This is a genomic window from Streptomyces sp. NPDC088194, assembly GCF_040702025.1.
In the GTDB taxonomy this organism is placed as follows: Bacteria; Actinomycetota; Actinomycetes; order Streptomycetales; family Streptomycetaceae; genus Actinacidiphila.
The window spans coordinates 35,812-53,016 of record NZ_JBFBIV010000027.1; the positions used below are offsets into that span (position 1 = coordinate 35,812).

The following is a 17,205-nucleotide window of genomic DNA, read 5'->3' on the forward strand; positions in this document are numbered from 1 at the left end:
CGGGCGGTGTTCATACGGAGGCGTTCATGGGGTGAGGTGCGGCCTTCCTGTCGCCGGGGAGCGCGGCGGTCGTCGGTGGTCGTGGCGGGCGTGGCGTTCGTATGCGTCGTACGGGTCGTACGGGTCCGGCGCCGGTGGGAGACCGGGCGGACCCGACTGCCAGTGTGAGGGGTGCCGGCCGTGACAGGCGGATACGCCGGCCGCATGCCGCGCGTGCCGTGGTGCACGGGTGCCGTGTGCCGGGCGGAAATGGTGCACGCGTGCCGTGGTGCGGTGCGGGCGCGCCGCCGTACGGTCGAGGTGGTCGGCGGTCCGCGTGAACGGGGGAGTCCGCGTACGGGGGAGGGGACCGCCGGCCGGTCGCGCGGGCTCGCCGGGGGAGGGGGATCGCCGACCGTCCGCACCGCCTCGTGGGTATCGCGCCCGGGGCGGTGCGCGTGCGTGCGCTCTTCTTGGACGCGGTGCGTGCGGCTTAGGGTGGAGGTTGACGACCCGCCGCGCGGGGCCGTTGTCGTCGGCAGGTGGGGACGGTCGTCCGGGGGGCCGGACCCGGTGCCGGCTTGCGGTCGTGTGCGGTTCGCCCTCCACCGACCCCGGGAACCCGCGTGCTCACTCTCCACGACCTCGTCGCCGTGCCCGATTTCGGGTTGACCCTTGTCTCCGGCGACGGTGGTGCCGAGGTGGAGCAGGTGCTGGTTCCGGCCGACCCGGACGCGGAGTGGGGCGGCACGCCGATGGAGCGGGCGCTCGTGGTCGCCGACCCCGGCAGGATCGGCCGCCCGGACCGGCTGGCGCGGGCCCTCGCCGGGGGCGGCGCGGCCGGGCTGGTGCTCGCGGGCACCGGCACCGGCACCGGCCCCGTCACTGACCCCGGCACCCGCGTCGACCCCGGCATTGACCCCGGAACTGACCCCGGCTTTCTCCCCGGCACCGCGGGCCCGTCGGACGAGCAGCCGGCGGCGACTGCCGAGACTGCCGTCGCGGCGGCCGTCGCCTCGGCTGTCGCGGCCGCCGGGGTGCCGGTGCTAGCCGGCCCGCACCCGGTCGCCGCCTGGCGTGAACTGGCCCCACGCGTATCGGCGTTGGGCGCCGACGCGGTACGGCGCGGGCACGCCCGGCTGGCCGGTCTGCTGGACCGGCTGCCGGTGCCCGGTGCCGACGAGCGCTCGACCGTAAGGAAGTTGGCCGGCTACCTTGCCGAGGCGCTCGACGCGCGGGTGCTGGTGCACGCCGACGGGGAGGTGCTCGCCGCCGAGCCCGCGAGCGCCGCCGCCGCGCTCGCCCCGCTGCTCGGCACGCCTCCGGGCAGCCGGCAGCCCACCGCGGCGGGCGACTTCGCGCAGACCGTCATGCTCGCCCCGGCCGGCGACGCGATGCTCGTGGTCGCCACCGCGGAGCCCGCACCCGACCGGGTCCTGGTCGCGTACACCGCCAAGGCGCTCCGGCTGGCCGTCGCGGGGCTGCGCGAGCGGCGCGTGAACGGGGCGGTCGGCGACGCGCTGCGCGGGGTCCGGCTGTCCGCGTTCCAACTCTTCATGACCGGGCACGCCGTGGCCGCGCAGCGCGTCGTGGCGGGTATCGAGGGCTCGTTGATGGACAGCGACACCGCGCGGGTGTTCATCCTCGACTGCGCCCGGGCGGCCCGCGACACGGTGCTCGCCGAGGCCGAACACACCCTCGCCGAGCAGGCGTTGGCCATCCGCTGCCCCGCCTACCGGCGGCACCTGATCTTCCTCGCGCCGCACCGCACCAGCGCCCGGGCGGAGGAGGGCCTGCACCGGCTGATGGATACCTTCGCCGACGCCCGCGTGCTGCTCGGCGGCAGCCTCGCCCACCCGCTGGACGACGTCCCCGACGCCTACGGCGAGGCGCTGGACTGCCTCACCCGGGCCGGCCGCAACCCCGACCGGATCGCGATGGCCACCCGCAGCACCGGCATCGTCGACGTGCTCGCCCCCGACGCCGCGCTCGCCTGGGCCACCCACCTGCTGCGGCCGGTGCTGGCGATGCCGCGCGGCGGCGGGCAGATCCTCGAAACCACCGCGATGGCCGTCGAGTTCGAGATGTCCGCGACCGCGCGGGTGATCGGGGTGCACCGCAACACCGTCACCCGCCGGGTCCGGCAGGTGTTCGACGCGGTCGGGCTCGACCAGGACGCCATCCTCGACCGGGTGGTGCTGTCGCTGGCCGCGCAGATCGTGGCGCGGTACGGCAGCGCCGACCGCGGCGGGCGCGACGCGGACGCGGGCACCGTGCCCGACCTGCACACCCTGCTCTCCGAACCCGCGCTGCGGGCCTGGGCGGAGAAGGTGCTGCGGCCGCTCGCCGACGACCGCCGCGACCTGCTGCGCACCGTACGGGAGTGGGTGCGGCACGGCTGCCGGTACGAGCCGGCCGCGGCGTCGCTGGGGATCGCGGCGAAGACGGTGCGGTCGCGGATCAGGGCGGCCGAGCCGCTGCTGGAGCGGGACTTGATCGGGGAGTTGCCGCTGGTGCCCGGCGAGAGCGAGCACCGGTTGGCCAGCGTCCGGCCGCTGGCGGTGGCCCTCTACGCCACCACCGGGCCGGGCATACCCCGGCCGCCCCTTCCCGGCGGGTGGGCCTGAGCGGTGGGTCGGCCTGGGCGGTGGACGGGCCTTCCCGGCGGGCGGGCCTGAGCGGCGCGGCCGGCTCGGAGCTTCGGCAGGGCACTCCGGCATGGCATGGATAGGTAAATTCCGCCGCCCGGCTGCCGTCCCGTCGACCGGGTGGGGCACACTGTGCTCCTTGACACCGAGACCGTCGCAGGGGCGGGCACTCCAGGGGGAAGGCGAACCACCATGATCATTTGGGGTACCAGAAGTTACATCTACCAGCTGGCGATGATCACGCTGCTCTGCGGGCGGTGCGGCAACCCGTCCGCCCACGCGCTGCGCCGGCGGGTCATGAAGTTCACCCTGTTCTTCATCCCGCTGTTCCCGATCAGCTCCAAGTACTCCACGCAGTGCACCTTCTGCGGTGCGCAGACGGCGGTTCCGAAGGAGCAGGCCGAGCAGCTCCAGGCGCAGATCGCCGCGTCGCCGCAGCCGGCGCCGCCCGCCGGCCAGCCGGTGCCGCCGCAGGGCGCGAACCCGTACCAGAGCTGAAGCGCCCGGCGTACGGGCCGACGTCGTTCGCCCCGGGGCCACGGACTCCTCGTCCGGGACCCGGGGCGCTGGTGTGTCCGGGGCGGGACGGGACCGAGCGGGACCGGAGGGGACCGGGCGGGACCGGACCGGACCGATGAGTTCCGCGGGTCCGGGTGGTCTGCCCTGGGTGAGACATCGGACCGTGCCGTGCGGAGTGCGGTCGCGGAACCAACGAGGGAGTCACCCATGACGGACGACGCAGTGCGGATGGTCGACCTGGGGCCGGCCGCGGCCCGGGTCGCGGCGCTTGCCGAGGGCGTCGGCGACGATCAGCTCGCCGCTCCGACGCCCTGTCCCGACACCGCGGTACGCAACCTCCTCGGCCACGTCATCGGCCTCAGCCAGGGGTTTCGCGCCGCGGGCCGCAAGGAGTTGGGCGCCGCCACCTCGACACCGCCCTTCACCACCGTTCCCGACATCGACGACGAAGGCGCCTGGCGGGCGGAGTTGCCCGCGGCGCTGGACGAGCTGGCCGCCGCCTGGCGGGAGCCGGCCGCCTGGACCGAGATGACCCAGGTGGGCGGCGTGACCCTCCCCGCAGCCCAGGCCGGCGTGGTCGCGCTCAACGAACTGGTCGTCCACGGATGGGACCTGGCCCGCGCGACCGGCCAGGACTACCAGCCCACCCCGGAAGAGCTCGCCACCTGCCGCGACTTCCTCGCCCCCTCCGCCGCCGACCGCCCCGCCGGCGGCCCCTTCGGCCCCGCCCTCCCCATCCCCCCGACCGCCCCCCTCCTCGACCAGCTCATCGCCCTCAGCGGCCGCTCCCCCTCCTGGCGCCCCTGACCACCCCACCCATCCCGCACGGGGCGCTGTGTCACCGGCAGGTGCCGCCCCCCGGGGGGGACTGCGCGCTCAGCCGTCGTGGTGGCGCGCTGTGGCCCGGGGCCTGAGCCTGCGCGGCGGGGTGGTGAGCCACCGGCAGGTGCCCTGTAGGGGCGCGGGGAACTGCGCGCTCAGCCATCGCAGTGGCGCGCTGTGGCCCGGGGCCTGAGCCTGCGCGGCGGGCCGGGGGACCGTGGGTTCGGCTCGTGCCGGCGGGGGCCGTGGCACGGGGTGGGGGCCGCGGGGTGGCGGGGGTCGGCAACACGGGGGTGTCGGACTGGTGCGGGGTTTGTTACAGACCTGTGGAGATCGGGACCCCTGCGGAGGTGGGCACCCGACATAGGGTCGAAGCCGTGTTCGGGGCGCGGGGGACGTCCCTGTCCAGGGGCGTCGAGGAGGGACATGTTCGCGCGGCGAAGCGGTGAGCAACGGGGGCTGCGGCCGAGGCAGTTAGCCGTGCGGACGCTGCGGACGGCACGTTCGGCGGCGGCCCGGCTGCCGAAGCCGCACCGCGGCACCGGGAAGACCGAGGCACCCGAGACACCTGAGGCACCCGCGAACCCCGAGGCACCCTCGGACCGTACCGGCGCCGTCGGGGACGGAAAGCGGTGGTGGGCGCCGCTGCGCCCGCGGTACCCGCGGCCGAACCGCACCGGCTGGCGCCGGTGGGTCCCCTCGCTGCGCCAGACCCTGCTGCTGTGCACCTGGAGCGTGCTCGCCCTGATCGCGCTGGTCGGCTGGGCCTATGCGCGCACCGCGATCCCCACCGACCTGAACGCCTACGCGACCCAGCAGGACAACGTCTACTACTGGGCCGACGGCACCGAGATGGCCCGGGTCGGCCCGGTCGACCGGCAGGCGATGCCGCTGGACCGTATACCGACCGCCGTGCAGTCCGCGGTGCTCGCCGCCGAGAACGCGTCGTTCTACTCCGACCACGGCGTCTCCCCTCGGGGCATCACCCGGGCGGTGGCGAACATGGCCACCGGCGGCCAGACGCAGGGCGGTTCCACGATCACCCAGCAGTACGTCAAGAACGTGTACCTCGACCAGGACCAGACGATCTCCCGCAAGATCTCCGAGATCTTCATCGCGATCAAGCTCGACCGCAAGATGAGCAAGAAGCAGATCCTCGACGGCTACCTCAACACCAGTTGGTTCGGCCGCGGCGCCTACGGGGTGCAGCGCGCCGCGAAGGCGTACTACGGCGAGGACGTCTCCCAACTCAACCCGAGCCAGGCCGCGTTCCTCGCCGCGCTGCTCAAGGGCGCCGGCCAGTTCGACCCGTCGGTGAGCGCCGCGAACCACCACCGCGCGGTGGCGCGCTGGAACTGGGTGCTGGACCGGATGGTGAAGACCGGCAAGCTGTCGGCGGCGCAGCGGGCCACGTACACGAAGTTCCCCGAGCCGATCGCGCCGCCGAAGCCGGCCGGGCTGAGCGGGCAGACCGGCTACCTCGTGGACACCGCACGCGCCTACGTCTCCGCGCACAGCGGCATCTCCGACCAGCGGTTCGACCTCGGCGGCTACCAGATCTACACCACCTTCCAGAAGCCGAAAGTGGACGCGCTGGCCGCCGCCGTCAAGCAGCAGATCTCCCGGCTGCGCCCGAAGGACCGCCCCGCCGATCGCAATGTGCGGGTGGGCGCCGCCTCGGTCGCGACCGACGGCCGCATCCTCGCACTCTACGGCGGCCCCGACTACGTCAAGCAGGGTTTCGACGACGCCGACATCGCGATCGTGCCGGCCGGCACCACCTACGCGCCGTTCGTGTACGCGGCGGCCCTGCGCGACGGCGTGGTCCGCACCCGGGACGCGCCGCGGGCCCGGGTCGACCCGCAGTCCCGCTACGACGGCGACAACAAGGTGCCGATACAGACGCCCGAGGGCCCGTACTGGAGCCGGGACGGGAAGGTCGTCAAGACCGCCAACGCGGACGGCCGTTCGTACGGGAAGATCCCGCTCGGCGAGGCCGTCGCGAAGGGCGTGAACGGGCCGATCACACAACTCGGCGTGGACGTCGGGCTCAACCAGGTGCGGCAGGCGTCGATCGACGCCGGGCTGCTGCCGGACAGCGGCTTCGCCGAGCAGGTGCCGAGCTTCTCGCTGGGCACGTCCACGCCCAGCCCGATCCGGATGGCCGACGGGTACGCCACCTTCGCGGCCGGCGGCACCCACACCGACCCGTACTCGGTGCTGCGCATCACCCGCGACGGCGCCGCGGTGCCGCTCCAGAAGCCCACCGTCACGCACCCGTTCACCCCGAAGGTGGCCGGGGAGGTGGACGACGCGCTGCGCGACGCGGTCGACACCGGCGCCGCGCACGCGGTGGCGAAGGCCGGGCCGGGGCTGGCCGGGCTGCCGGGCACCGCGCAGGACAACACCTCGGCGTCGTTCGTCGGTTACGACGCGGAGATGGCCACCGCGGTCACGCTGTTCCGGATCGACCCGAAGACGCAGCAGTTGCAGCCGCTGACCGGGATCGGCGGGCGGTCCGTGAAGAAGCCGGGCAGCGATGCCCCGGCGGACATCTGGACCCACTACGCCGAGGCGACGCTCCCGCCGGGCGGATCGGAGTCGGCGACGCGCACGCCGGTCGGCCCCGACGCCGCCCGCAAGGCCACTACTTGGTGAGGAAGGTCGACCAGTCCGGCGACTCGCCCGGGTCCAGGTTGCGCAGCTTCGCCAGCACCGCGGGGTCCTGCATGTCCAGCCAGTCGCACAGCTCCTTGAAGGACACGCACTCCACGCCCTTCCTGGGGCAGACGTCCTTCACCACGTCGGAGATGGCCTGCATGTAGATGCCGCCGTTCCAGTCCTCGAAGTGGTTGCCGATGAACAGCGGTGCCCGGCTGCCGTTGTAGACCCGCTGGAAGCCTTCGAGGTAGCCCTGCCGGGTCTGCTTCTCCCACTCCGGGTACTTCGCCGGGTCGCCCTCGGTGACGTCGCCGCCGGACTGGTTGTAGAGGAAGTTGAAGTCCATCGTCAGGCCCTGGAAGCTCTTGCCCGGGTAGGGCACCAGCTCCAGCGGGAAGTTCCAGATCCCGTCCTGCTTCTGCGGCCAGAGCTGGAAGTCGCCGGGCGAGCTGGCGTCGTACCGCCAGCCGAGCTGCTTCTCGGCCGGCAGCAGGTTCTTCTGGCCCTCCAGGCACGGCGCGCGCCCGCCGACCAGCTCCTGGGCGTAGTCGAACGGCAGCGGCGGGATGTCGGTGTCGCCGGTGTTCGTCTTCCAGTTCTGCACGAAGGAGTACGCCTGGCTGGTCTCGCTCAGCCACTCCTTGGTGCTCCAGTCCGCGCCCGCGCCCTTGTCGGGCTTGCAGAAGTGCCCGTTGAAGTGGGTGCCGATCTCGTCGCCGTCCTCCCAGGCCAGCCGGAGCTGCTGGAGGGTCCACTTGATGTGCTGGTCGGTGGGGAAGTCGATCGCGGAGGCGCCCGGCGCGTGCTGCGGCGGGTGGTAGAGGGTGCGCTTGTCCTTCGGCAGCAGGTAGATGCCGCTGAGGAAGAACGTCATGTTGGCGTGGTACTTCTCGGCCAGCGTGCGGAAGCGGGAGAAGTCGTGGTCGTCGCCCTCCAGCGCGCCGTCCCAGGAGAAGACCACGAACTGCGGCGGCTTCTCGCCCGGCTTGAGCTTGTGCCACTTCGGCTGGTGCGGCTGCGGCCCGGTGTACGACGTGGAGCCGTCGCCGATCACCTTCGTCTTGCCGTCCCACGCGGGGGTGGTGGAGGCGGTCGGCGCGTGCCGGACCGGTGCCTGCGCGGTGGTGTGCCCGGCCGCCTTGGCGTGCCCGGAGCCGCCGCCTCCGGTGCCGACCGCGATCAGCGTCCCGGCTAACGCCGCCGCCACACCCGCGGTGGCCAGCCCGGCCACCGCCCCTCGCTTGAGCTTCACCATCGGTGCGTGTCCCCCCCAAGGGCACGCCACCCACGGGCGTACCGGGACCCATTATTCAGTTGATCCGATCAAACGTGCGGGCGGGCCCCGGTGGAGGAGTCGTCCTCCGCCGGAGCCCGCCCGGTCACACCCGTGGATCGGTCGATCCGCTGATCGGTCGATCCGTCAAAGCGTCAACGCGTCAAAACGTCAACGCGTCAAGCGTCGATCCGTCCTGCCGGCGAACCGTCAGAAGCGGTACGACTTCAGGTAGCTCGCGTTCGGCGAGCCGACACCCGTCGCGTCGTCGTAGCCGCGGACCGCGTTGAGCGAGGTGTCCTGGCCGAAGCCGATCAGTCGGACCAGCAGGTTGCCGTTGACCACACCGGCGTCGTAGACGCTGCTCAGCGGGGTGCTCGAGTGCTGCGCCTGCTTGTCCACCACGTCGGTGGTCAGGTGCGAGCGGGCGTAGATCGCCGGGTTGGCGAAGCCGATCGCGTGGTGGCCGGCCTGGATCGCGTCGGCCTGCACCGCCGCGAACTCGGGCGAGGAGACGCTGGTGCCGCCGTAGCCGCCCTCGCTGTACGCGGCGCCGTCGGAGATGCCGACCAGCACCGAGGTGTACAGGTCGCCGACCATCGAGATGTCCGGGGTGACCCGCTTGGCGGCGCCCACCTTCTGACCGGTCATCAGGGTGTGCGACAGCGTGTCCGGGACCACGCCGCGCTGGTAGCCCGGCTGCGCGAAGTCCTCGCTGGTGCCGCCGCCACCGCCGAAGTAGAACGGCGCCGCGGCCGGGGCCGGGGTCCAGCTCTTGCCGTCGGCCGACAGCGCGGAGCGGGTGGTGCCCATGTCGGTCTCGAAGCCGTACTTGCCGCTCTTGTCCGCCAGGGCGAGCGCGGTGCCGCCGACCGAGGTCACCCACGGGTCGGAGTCCGGCCAGTTGGCCTGCGCACGGGCGGTGTCGGTCTGGCAGTTGGCACCGGTGGCCGCCGCCAGCGGGCTGCTGTCACCGCAGTCGCCGGCCGAGAAGCCGACGCTGATGCCCTCGATCGCGGCCTGCTGGAAGATCTGCTCGTACGCCGCGATCTCCGACGCGGTGACGTCCGCGTTGTCCGTGGTGTGCATGATCTCGCCCCACGAGTTGGAGACGACATCGGCGAGGTGGTTGTCCACGATCTTGGTGATCGCGGCCAGCAGGTCGTCGTCGTTGCAGGAGTTCGCACCGACGTAGACCACGTTGGCGTCGGGGGCGAGGCCGTGCGCCATCTCGACGTCCAGCGCCTCCTCGGGCGCCCAGCCCTCGGGGCCGCCGCACAGGTCCTGGTCCGTCCACTGCGAGGAGTCGACGACCTCGGAGTACTGGCCCTTCTTGAACGCCTTGTCACCGTGGTTGGTGGCGTACTGGTTGGCGTCGGCCTCCATGGTGGAGCTGCCGTACGCGTCCACGATGGCGATCGTCGCGCCCTTGCCGGTCAGCCCGGTGGAGGTGATGCCGTACGCCTTGCGGATCTGCGAGGGGTACAGCGAGCACTGGTCGAACGCCACGTCCTTCTTGGTGAAGCCGGCCGGCGCGCCCTTGGCGGTCTTCTGGCCCCAGTACGCGGAGCAGGTCGGCGTGGTGGGCAGGCTCTTGTCGGCCTTGGCGCCCTTCGCCGAAGTGGCGGTGTCCGAGGTGACCTTGTGCGAGTCCGGGCGCACCACGTTGCTGCCGACCGAGGAGAGGCCGTCGACGCCGAGGATCGCGCTGGAGACGGAGGCCGGCACCTTCAGGTCGCGGGCCGGCGCGTGCCGCAGCTCGCCGGACACCTTGTACTGGTGCTCACCGGTGCCGAACGCCTTGGTGAGCGCGGAGTTGGTGCCCTTGACGGTGATCGCGTGCGAGGTGGTGCCCAGCACCTTCAGGCCGGAGTCCTCGGCCCACTTCTGCACGGCGGCGATCTGCGCCTTGGTGGCCCCGAACCGGGCCTGGTACTGCGCGGGGCTGAGGAACTTGCCGTAACTGGCGTTGCTCGGGTCCGATACGGCCGTCGCGTACGAGGTGAGCCCGGCCGGGTCCTGGCCCGCGAGGTACACGGTGCCGGTGATCTCGGCGGAGGACGACACCGAACCGGCGTCCGCGGAGGCGGTGGCCCACGCGGGGTGGGAGCCGGTGATGGTCTTGGCGGACGCGGCCGGCGCCGACGCCTGCGAAGGCGTGGCCGCCAGCAGCAGCGAACCGGAGAGCAGGGCCAGCGAGGCGGCCGCTACCACTCCGGTACGGCCTGCGCCGCTACGGGGTGTGTGTATGTGGGTGATGACGACTCCAACATGATGGTCCGTGAGAGGGCAACGACAGGCACGGGCCTTGTACCGCACGCTCGTTCACGACCCACACCCGGCCTGTAGTGTGCACGCCACGTGAGCGTTGTGGGAATACCGTATGGCGCTCAGCGGTGTCGCTTTACCGAAAACCGACGATCACCGGCGGCTCATATCCGGTCGGAACCGGGCGATCGCCGCATCCGGGCCCGCGCCCTCACTCCCGCCCCGCGCCAGACCCCGGCCTCTCCACCAATCCTTTTCGGCCGCCGCGCCGAATCACTGGTGACGGGGGTCGACAGGGAGCGGGCGAGGCGCGAAGAAGGCGCGGAGACGAGGCGACGAGGTGCGGCGGCGTATCGCGGTGGTGGGTTCGGGAGTGGCCGGCCTGACCGCGGCCTACGTGTTGCGGCAGGTGTGCGAGGTGTCGCTCTACGAAGCCGACGACCGGCTCGGCGGCCACGCGCACACCCACGACGTGGCCGACCCGGGCGGGCAGGCGCTGCGGATCGACACCGGCTTCATCGTGCACAACGACCGCACCTACCCGACGCTGCTGCGGCTCTTCCGCGAACTCGGCGTCGCCACCCAGGACTCCGAGATGAGCCTGTCCGTGCGGTGCGACGGCTGCGGCCTGCAGTACGCGGGCGCGCGCGGCCCCGGCGGCCTGTTCGCCCACCCCGGCAGCGCGATACGCGGCCGCTACCTGGGCCTGCTCGCCGAGGTGCCGTCCTTCCACCGGGCGGCGCGCGCGGCGCTCGCCTCGGGCCGGGCCGACCGCCTGACGCTGGGCGGCTTCCTGGCCGAGCGCGACTTCACTCCGTACTTCACCGCGCACTTCGTGGTGCCGCTGGTCTCCTCGGTGTGGTCCTGCGCCCCCGACCAGGCGATGCGGTACCCGGCGGCCTACCTCTTCCGCTTCCTGCGCCACCACGGGCTGCTGTCGGTGGGCGGGTCACCGCGGTGGCGCACGGTCACCGGCGGCTCCGCGGAGTACGTGCGGCGGATCGGCAAGCAGCTGACCACGGTGTACACCGGCACCCCGGTCCGCGCGGTGCGCCGCTTCCCCGACCGCGCCGAGGTCACCGCCGCCGACGGTATTACCCGCGGTTATGACGCGGTGGTCCTGGCCACCCACCCCGACCAGGCGCTCGCCGTCCTCGCCGACGCCACCGACGCCGAGGCGCGGGTGCTCGGCGCGTTCCGCTACTCGCGCAACGAGACGGTGCTGCACACCGACGCGTCGCTGCTGCCCACCGCCCGCAGGGCCCGCGCCTCCTGGAACTACCTGATGCCCTCGTGCGCGGCTCCCGCCGAGAAGGTGCAGGTCAGCTACCACATGAACCGGTTGCAGCGGCTCGATGCCGCCGAGGAGTACGTGGTCACGCTCAACGCGTCGCAGGCGGTCGACCCCGGCCGGGTGCTGGCCCGCATGGTCTACGAACACCCCCTGTACACGCCGGAGTCGGTGGCCGCCCAGCGGCGTCTGCCGGAGCTGGACACGGCGGTGACGGCGTTCGCGGGCGCGTACCACGGCTGGGGGTTCCACGAGGACGGCTGCCGCGCGGGGGTGGCGGCCGCCGCGGCGCTCGGGGTGCGCTGGTGAACCCCGCCCGGCCGCTCGCGGACACGGCGTCCGCCGACACGGCGCCCGCGGACACGGCGTCCTCCGACACGGCTTCCGCACCCGCGGTCGCGGGCGTCCCGCACACCGGCGCGCACCGCGCCCCCGGCACCGCGAGCCTGTACGCCTGCGCGATCACCCACGTGCGCACCCGGCCGATCCGCCGCACCTTCCGGCACCGCACCTACATGTGGCTGGTCGACCTCGACCACCTTCCGGTGCAACCCCGGGCGCTGCGCCCGTTGGCCCGGTTCGCCGCGCGCGACCACTTCGCGGGCACCGCACCCACCCTGCGCGCGGGCTTGGAGCGCTACCTGGACGCGCAGGGCGTGTCACTCGACGGCGGCCGGGTGCTGATGCTCGCGCACGCCCGCGTCCTCGGCCACGTCTTCAACCCGCTCACCGTGTACTGGTGCCACCGACGGGACGGCTCGCCGCTGTGCACCGTCGCCGAGGTGCACAACACCTACGGCGAGCGGCACTGCTACCTGCTGCACACCGACGAGCGGGGCCGGGCCGAGGTGCCCAAGGAGTTCTACGTCTCGCCGTTCTTCCCGGTCGACGGCACCTACCGGATGCGGCTGCCCGAACCCGGCGAGAAGCTGGAACTGGCCGTGCACCTGGAGCGTGAGGGCGGCCGGCCGTTCACCGCGACGGTGCGCGGCACCCGCCGCCCGGCCGGCACCCGCGCCCTGCTGGCCGCCGCCGCCCGGCACCCCTGGTCCACGCTCGCCGTCTCCGCGGCGATCCGCCTGCAGGGCATCCGCCTGTACCTGCGCGGCCTGCCCGTTCTCCCCCGCCCGCACCACCGCACCCAGGAGGGCCTGAAGTGAGCGGACTCGTCTCCGACCGCACCACCGCCACCGCTCCCGGCATCCCCGCCCCGGCGCCGCGAGCCGGCGTGGACCCCGCCGTGTGGCCGGACGCGGCCCGGGTGCCGCGCAGTTCGCCGCCGCGCACCGCGGTGGCCCGGCTGCTGGTCGGCCGCGCGTTCGCCCGGCTGCCGCTGCGGGTGCGGCTGCCCGACGGCTCCGGCAGCGGCGACCGGGGGCCGGTGCTGCGGCTGCACGACCCGCGGGCCTTCCACCGCCGGATCGCCGTCGACGGCCTGATCGGCTTCGGCGAGTCGTACATGGCCGGCGAGTGGGACGCGGACGACCTGGTCGGGGTGCTCACCGTGCTCGCCGCGAACGCCACCGCGCTGGTCCCGCACGGCCTCCAGCGGCTGCGCCGGGCCTGGGTGCACGCCACCCCGGATCGGCAGCGCAACACCCCCGACGGCGCCCGCGACAACATCCGCCGGCACTACGACCTGTCGAACGCGCTGTTCGCGCTCTTCCTCGACGACACGATGACGTACTCCGCCGGCCTGTTCCGCGGCTTCCCCGCCGAGCAGGCCACCCTCGCCGCCGCCCAGCACCGCAAGATCGACCGGCTGCTGGACCTGGCCGGCGTCGGCGAGGGCACCCGGCTGCTGGAGATCGGCACCGGCTGGGGCGAGTTGGCGCTGCGGGCGGCCGGGCGCGGTGCGCGGGTGCTGACCGTGACGCTCTCCCGCGAGCAGCGCGACCTGGCGCAGGCGCGGATCGCCGCCGCGGGCCTCGCCGGGAAGGCCGCGGTCGAACTGCGCGACTACCGCGAGGTGCGCGGCCGGTTCGACGCCGTGGTCAGCGTGGAGATGATCGAGGCGGTCGGCGCCGAGTTCTGGCCGGAGTACTTCGGCACCCTCGCCCGCGTCCTCGCCCCCGGCGGCCGGATCGCCCTGCAGGCCATCACCATGGCGCACGACCGGATGCTCGCCACCCACGGCACCTACACCTGGATCGGCAAGTACGTCTTCCCCGGCGGCCTGATCCCCTCGTCCCAGGCCATCGAACGGGAGGCCGCCGCGCACGGCCTGCGGGTCGCCGGGGACGACGGCTTCGGCCCGCACTACGCGGAGACGCTGCGGCTGTGGCGCGAGCGGTTCACCGCCGCCGACGACGCCGGCGAGGTCGCCGCGCTCGGCTTCGACGCGACCTTCCGCCGGATGTGGGAGTTCTACCTCGCCTACTCCGAGGCCGGGTTCCGCTCCCGCTACCTGGACGTGCGGCAGACGGTACTGACCCGCGCCGCGGACGGTGCCGGGCCCGCGGACGGCGCCGCGAGCCCCGGCGCCATGGCCGGAACCGGCACGGGGACCGACCCCGGGCGTACGGACGGAGACGACCGATGAGCACAGTGGCGGACCGGCTCGGGCGGCTGCTCGACGGGTACTTCGGCGACCGGCCGCCGGTGCGGCTGCGCGCCTGGGACGGCAGCGAGACCGGGCCGGCCGACGCGCCCGTGATCGTCGTGCGCAGCCGCCGCGCGCTGCGCCGCCTGCTGTGGCAGCCCAGCGGCACGGGCCTGGCCGAGGCGTACATCGCGGGGGAACTCGACATCGAGGGCGACCTGCCCGACGGGCTCGGCCGGGTGGCCCGGGCGGTGCGGGAGCGCGGTTCGGCACCCGGCCGCCCCCGTCCGCGGGCACTCGCCGCGGCCGCCGCGACCGCGCTGCGGCTGGGCGCGCTCGGCCCCCGCCCGGCGCCGCCGGGCGTCCGGAAGGCGAAGCAGCGCGGCGCACTGCACAGCACCGGCCGCGACCGGGCCGCCATCAGCCACCACTACGACCTGTCCAACGACTGGTACGCCGAACTGCTGGACCCGTCGATGGCGTACTCCTGCGGCTACTGGACCCAGCCCGAGACCGAGCCCGCGACCGAGCCCGGTGTCGAGCCCGGGACCGAGCCTGATCATGAGCCCGAGTCCGAGCCCGGGGACGTACCGGGCGGCGCCGGTTACGGCATCGCCGAGGCGCAGCGCGACAAGCTCGAACTGGTCTGCCGCAAGCTGGCGTTGACCCCCGGCGCGCGGCTGCTGGACATGGGCTGCGGCTGGGGCAGCCTCTCCCTCTACGCGGCACGGGAGTTCAAGGCCCGCGTCACCGCCGTCACCCTCTCCCGCGAGCAGCGCGACTTCGTGGCCGCCCGGATCGCGGAGCAGGGCCTCGGTGACCTGGTCGAGGTGCGGCTGAGCCACTACCGCGACCTCGGCGCCGCCGACGGCGGATACGACGCGGTGAGCGCGATCGAGATGGGCGAGCACGTCGGGGAGGAGCAGTACCCGGACTTCGCCGCCCGGCTGCACGCCCTGCTGCGCCCGCGCGGCCGGCTGCTGGTCCAGCAGATGTCCCGCGGCGCCGACGCGCCCGGCGGTGGCGCGTTCATCGAGTCGTACATCGTCCCCGACATGCACATGCGCCCGGTCGGCCGGACCGTGGACCTGCTGGAGGACGCCGGCCTGGAGGTGCGGTCGGTGGAGGCGATGCGCGAGCACTACGTCCGGACGATCGCGGCCTGGTACCGCACCCTGGAGGAGCGCCGGCCGGTGTTCGCCGCGCTGGCGGGCGAGCCGACGGTCCGGGTCTGGCAGCTCTACCTGGCCGGGTCGATGCTGACCTTCGCGGAGCGCCGGATGGGCGTGGACCAGATCCTCGCGGTGCGCCCGGAGCCGTTCGGCGGCTCGGGCCTGCCGGCCACCCCGCACGACTGGTACGTACCGGTGCGCCCGTGACCGGCTTCCCCTGGGCCGCGTTCGCCGAGGGCCTCGGCTGGGCGGCGCTCGCGGCCTTCGGCGTCATGGCGGCCACCTTCGCGGTCGCCCTCGCCAAGGGCGTGCACCGTGTGGTGGACGTCGCGTGGGGCGTGGCCTTCACCGCGGTCGCCGCCGCGTCGTACGCCGCCTCGGCCGGGCACGGCGACGACGGGCGGCGGCTGCTGGTCACGCTCGCCACCGCCGGGTGGGGGCTGCGGCTGGCCGTGCACATCGCCCGCCGCGGCCGCGGCCACGGCGAGGACCCGCGCTACGACCGGATGCTCGCCAAGGCGCCCGGCAGCCGCGCCGGGTACGCGCTGCGCACCGTCTACCTGGTCCAGGGCGCGCTGGTGTGGGTCGTCTCGCTGCCGGTGCAGGCCATGCAGTACGCCCCCGAGCGGCTCGGCGGGTGGGCGGCGGCCGGCGGCGCGCTGTGGGCGGCCGGGCTGGCCTTCGAGGCGGTCGGCGACCACCAACTCGCCCGCTTCAAGGCCGATCCGGCGAACCGCGGCCGCATCATGGACCGCGGCCTGTGGGCCTGGACCCGGCACCCCAACTACTTCGGCGACTGCCTGGTGTGGTGGGGCCTGTACGCGATGGCGTGCGCGAGCCCGCAGGCCGCCGCGGTGGCGGCGCCGGGCCCGCTGCTGATGACCGCCCTGCTGGTCTTCGGCAGCGGGAAACGGCTGCTGGAGCGGCAGATGGCCGACCGGCCCGGCTACGCCGCGTACGCCGCCCGCACCAGCGGCTTCCTGCCGCGTCCGCCTCAGGTGTTGTTGGCGAGGTTGCGCAGGCCGCTGAGGGGGCCGTTGAAGTAGTCCTGGTCGCCGGGGAACGTGCCGGAGTCGGCGTGCTGCCAGAAGGTGTAGAACGGCCAGCCGGCCGGCAGCTTGCCGGCGCTGGAGGCGTAACGCGCCACGAACAGCGGGTCGTCGGCGGCGAAGACCGAGGTGTTGCCGGTGCACCGGGTCCACCAGTCGGTGGTGGAGTAGATGGTCGCCCAGCGGGTCGTCTTCGCGTGCACCTCGTCGACGAACGCCCTGATCCAGCTGACCATCGCGCTCTTGCTCAGGCCGTAGCAGGCCGCGCCGGACGGGTACTCGATGTCCAGCGCCGGCGGCAGCGTCTTGCCGTCCTTGGACCAGCCGCCGCCGTGCGACACGAAGTAGTCCGCCTGCGCCTTGCCGCCGGAGCTGTCCGGGCGGGCGAAGTGGTAGGCACCGCGGATGAAGCCCGCGTAGTAGGAGTTGGTGTAGTTCGCGTCGAACTTCGGGTCCTTGTACGTGGTGCCCTCGGTCGCCTTGATGTACGCGAACCGGGCGCCCTTGCGGTACTGGGCCGCCCAGTCGATGGTGCCCTGCCAGTTGCTGACGTCGAATCCGGGGGTGCGGGTGACGTTCGAGGAGCCGCCGGTGGCCGTGGTGGTGCTGGAGCGGCCCTCGTGGGCCGCGACGGACGACCCCATCCAGTCCTGCTCGGGGTGGAGCACCGCGCCGCGTACGTGCGGCGCACCGCCGACCGCTTCGGCCGGCCCGGCGGGCGCGGCCAGCACTCCGGCGACCGCGACCGCCGCGCACCCGATCCCCAGCGCCGACTTCCGTACGCCCGTACGTCCCCGCACGCCCTGCCCGGCGTCCCGCATGACTGCCTCCATGGGTGTGGCTTTGCTTCGGTGATGCCCCATATGCGCTATTGGAACAGAGGGGTGCGAAGCTCCGGCGCTGGACGCGCGGGCCATCACGGTCTCTCCGGTCGGCGCGTACGCGGCCGTGGCGCCGGGCAGTTCGGCGCGCGCGGGGAAA

At 73.6% G+C, this 17,205-nt stretch carries 12 protein-coding genes; 9 read left to right on the forward strand and 3 right to left on the reverse strand.

Annotated features, from left to right (window positions below):
* Positions 1-605: 605 nt before the first annotated feature.
* The 4 genes from AB0399_RS17205 (at position 606) to AB0399_RS17220 (ending at position 6,626) form a co-directional block, all read left to right on the forward strand.
* Positions 606-2,606, forward strand: coding sequence for a helix-turn-helix domain-containing protein (locus AB0399_RS17205; protein WP_366411858.1), 2,001 nt, complete (start codon positions 606-608; stop codon positions 2,604-2,606).
* Positions 2,607-2,819: 213 nt separating this feature from the next.
* Positions 2,820-3,125 (forward strand): zinc-ribbon domain-containing protein, encoded by a 306-nt coding sequence (locus AB0399_RS17210; protein WP_328466947.1) that lies wholly within the window; start codon positions 2,820-2,822, stop codon positions 3,123-3,125.
* A gap of 228 nt (positions 3,126-3,353) precedes the next feature.
* A complete protein-coding gene (locus AB0399_RS17215) occupies positions 3,354-3,953 on the forward strand; it encodes a TIGR03086 family metal-binding protein (RefSeq protein ID WP_329366741.1) in 600 nt (199 codons plus the stop codon).
* Positions 3,954-4,448: 495 nt separating this feature from the next.
* On the forward strand, positions 4,449-6,626 hold the full coding sequence (locus AB0399_RS17220; RefSeq protein ID WP_366411859.1) for a transglycosylase domain-containing protein: 2,178 nt from the start codon (positions 4,449-4,451) through the stop codon (positions 6,624-6,626).
* On the opposite strand, the gene AB0399_RS17225 is transcribed toward AB0399_RS17220, so the two are convergent.
* The gene (locus AB0399_RS17225; protein ID WP_366411860.1) at positions 6,616-7,884 is read right to left on the reverse strand and encodes a hypothetical protein; all 1,269 of its coding nucleotides are present in this window, start codon (positions 7,882-7,884) and stop codon (positions 6,616-6,618) included. The genes AB0399_RS17220 and AB0399_RS17225 overlap by 11 nt on opposite strands.
* 228 nt (positions 7,885-8,112) lie before the next feature.
* Positions 8,113-10,116, reverse strand: coding sequence for a S53 family peptidase (locus AB0399_RS17230; RefSeq protein ID WP_366411861.1), 2,004 nt, complete (start codon positions 10,114-10,116; stop codon positions 8,113-8,115).
* A gap of 394 nt (positions 10,117-10,510) precedes the next feature.
* On the opposite strand from AB0399_RS17230, the gene AB0399_RS17235 reads away from it, so the two are divergent.
* The 5 genes from AB0399_RS17235 (at position 10,511) to AB0399_RS17255 (ending at position 16,221) form a co-directional block, all read left to right on the forward strand.
* Entirely contained in the window at positions 10,511-11,770 is a 1,260-nt protein-coding gene (locus AB0399_RS17235; protein ID WP_366411862.1) for an FAD-dependent oxidoreductase, read from the forward strand.
* Between the two features lie 137 nt (positions 11,771-11,907).
* Positions 11,908-12,621, forward strand: a complete 714-nt coding sequence (locus AB0399_RS17240) for a DUF1365 domain-containing protein (protein ID WP_366411898.1) — start codon at positions 11,908-11,910, stop codon at positions 12,619-12,621.
* Entirely contained in the window at positions 12,618-14,003 is a 1,386-nt protein-coding gene (locus tag AB0399_RS17245; protein WP_366411863.1) for a cyclopropane-fatty-acyl-phospholipid synthase family protein, read from the forward strand. Before AB0399_RS17240 ends, AB0399_RS17245 begins: the two co-directional genes overlap by 4 nt.
* The gene (locus tag AB0399_RS17250) at positions 14,000-15,382 is read left to right on the forward strand and encodes a cyclopropane-fatty-acyl-phospholipid synthase family protein (protein WP_366411864.1); all 1,383 of its coding nucleotides are present in this window, start codon (positions 14,000-14,002) and stop codon (positions 15,380-15,382) included. Before AB0399_RS17245 ends, AB0399_RS17250 begins: the two co-directional genes overlap by 4 nt.
* Positions 15,379-16,221 carry a DUF1295 domain-containing protein gene (locus AB0399_RS17255; RefSeq protein ID WP_366411865.1) on the forward strand — a complete coding sequence of 281 codons (843 nt, stop codon included), beginning with the start codon at positions 15,379-15,381 and terminating at the stop codon, positions 16,219-16,221. The genes AB0399_RS17250 and AB0399_RS17255 overlap by 4 nt, the downstream gene beginning before the upstream one ends.
* Here the strand turns inward: AB0399_RS17255 and AB0399_RS17260 are convergent.
* Positions 16,170-17,045 (reverse strand): lysozyme, encoded by an 876-nt coding sequence (locus AB0399_RS17260; protein ID WP_329366727.1) that lies wholly within the window; start codon positions 17,043-17,045, stop codon positions 16,170-16,172. The genes AB0399_RS17255 and AB0399_RS17260 overlap by 52 nt on opposite strands.
* Positions 17,046-17,205: the final 160 nt, after the last annotated feature.

Coding starts and splice junctions, on each gene's coding strand:
- AB0399_RS17210 (WP_328466947.1), top strand. CDS start 2,820: ATGATCATTTGGGGTACCAGAAGTTACATCTACCAGCTGGCGATGATC.
- AB0399_RS17250 (WP_366411864.1), top strand. CDS start 14,000: ATGAGCACAGTGGCGGACCGGCTCGGGCGGCTGCTCGACGGGTACTTC.
- AB0399_RS17260 (WP_329366727.1), bottom strand. CDS start 17,045: ATGCGGGACGCCGGGCAGGGCGTGCGGGGACGTACGGGCGTACGGAAG.
- AB0399_RS17215 (WP_329366741.1), top strand. CDS start 3,354: ATGACGGACGACGCAGTGCGGATGGTCGACCTGGGGCCGGCCGCGGCC.
- AB0399_RS17225 (WP_366411860.1), bottom strand. CDS start 7,884: ATGGTGAAGCTCAAGCGAGGGGCGGTGGCCGGGCTGGCCACCGCGGGT.